General features: G+C 63.4%; 1 protein-coding gene. It reads right to left on the bottom strand.

The window, feature by feature from the left end:
• On the bottom strand, positions 1-1,274 hold a 1,274-nt coding region (locus AC1DE4_RS31745; protein WP_477884751.1), incomplete at both ends, for an NAD(P)/FAD-dependent oxidoreductase.

The raw sequence follows: 1,274 nt of genomic DNA, 5'->3' as shown, positions 1-1,274 counted from the left end.
CCGTCGGRYTTCGGGTAGGCGATCGGCTTGTGCTTGGCGGCCGGCTCCAGCGAGGCCGCATCCGTCTTGCCGTGCTTCAGCGTACCGAAGATCGAAAGGCCGAAGAGCTGGTTCGTCCACATGTCGAAACCGCCGAGCGCCACGCCGATTGCCGTGCCGAACTTCGACCACAGCGGCTTGACGTTGCGCACCCTCTTCAGGTCCTTGCCGATGTCGCTCGAGCGCCACTCGTTCTCGATCTCGACCACCTCGTCATTGGCGCGACCGGCGGCAATCGCCGCGGCGATCCGGTTCGCTGCCATCATGCCCGACAGCACGGCATTGTGGCTGCCCTTGATGCGCGGCACGTTGACGAAGCCCGCCGAACAGCCGATCAGGGCGCCGCCGGGGAAGGACAACTTCGGTACAGACTGATAGCCGCCCTCGGTGATCGCACGCGCACCATAGGACAGCCGTTTGCCGCCCTCGAAGGTCGTGCGGATCGCCGGATGCGTCTTGAAGCGCTGGAACTCCTCGAAGGGATACAGGTAAGGGTTCTTGTAGTTCAGGTGGACGACGAAGCCGACGGCAACGAGATTGTCTTCGAGGTGGTAAAGGAAGGAGCCGCCRCCGGTCTTCATGCCGAGCGGCCAGCCGAACGAGTGCTGCACGAGACCTCGGCTGTGGTGMTCGGGCTTCACCTGCCAGAGTTCCTTGATGCCGATACCGAACTTTTGCGGCTGGCGATCCCTCGACAGATCGAACTTGGCGATCAACTGCTTGGCAAGCGAACCGCGGACCCCCTCGCCGATCAGCACATACTTGCCTGTTAGCGCCATGCCGCGGGTGTAGTTCGGGCCGGGCTCGCCGTTCTTCTCGATKCCCATGTCGCCGGTGGCCACGCCAATGACGGCMCCCTCGTCGTTGTAGAGCACCTCGGTCGCGGCAAAACCCGGATAGATCTCGACGCCGAGTTCTTCCGCCTTGGTGGCGAGCCAGCGACARACGTTGCCAAGCGAAACGATGTAGTTGCCGTGGTTGCTCATCAGCGGCGGCATCATGAAATTCGGCAGGCGCACCGAGCCCGCCGGGCCGAGCACCAGGAAGTGGTCGTCCGTCACTTCGGTCTTGAACGGATGATCAGCCTCTTGGCGCCAGCCAGGCAGCAGACGGTCGATGCCGATGGGATCGACGACGGCACCTGACAGGATGTGCGCGCCGACCTCAGCCCCCTTCTCGAGCACGACGACCGACAGTTCCGGATTGACCTGTTTCAGGCGGATCGCAGCCGACAA

The sequence above is a fragment of the Rhizobium sp. 10N414 genome, from assembly GCF_056394785.1.
This window is presented reverse-complemented; position numbering and strand designations above follow the sequence as displayed.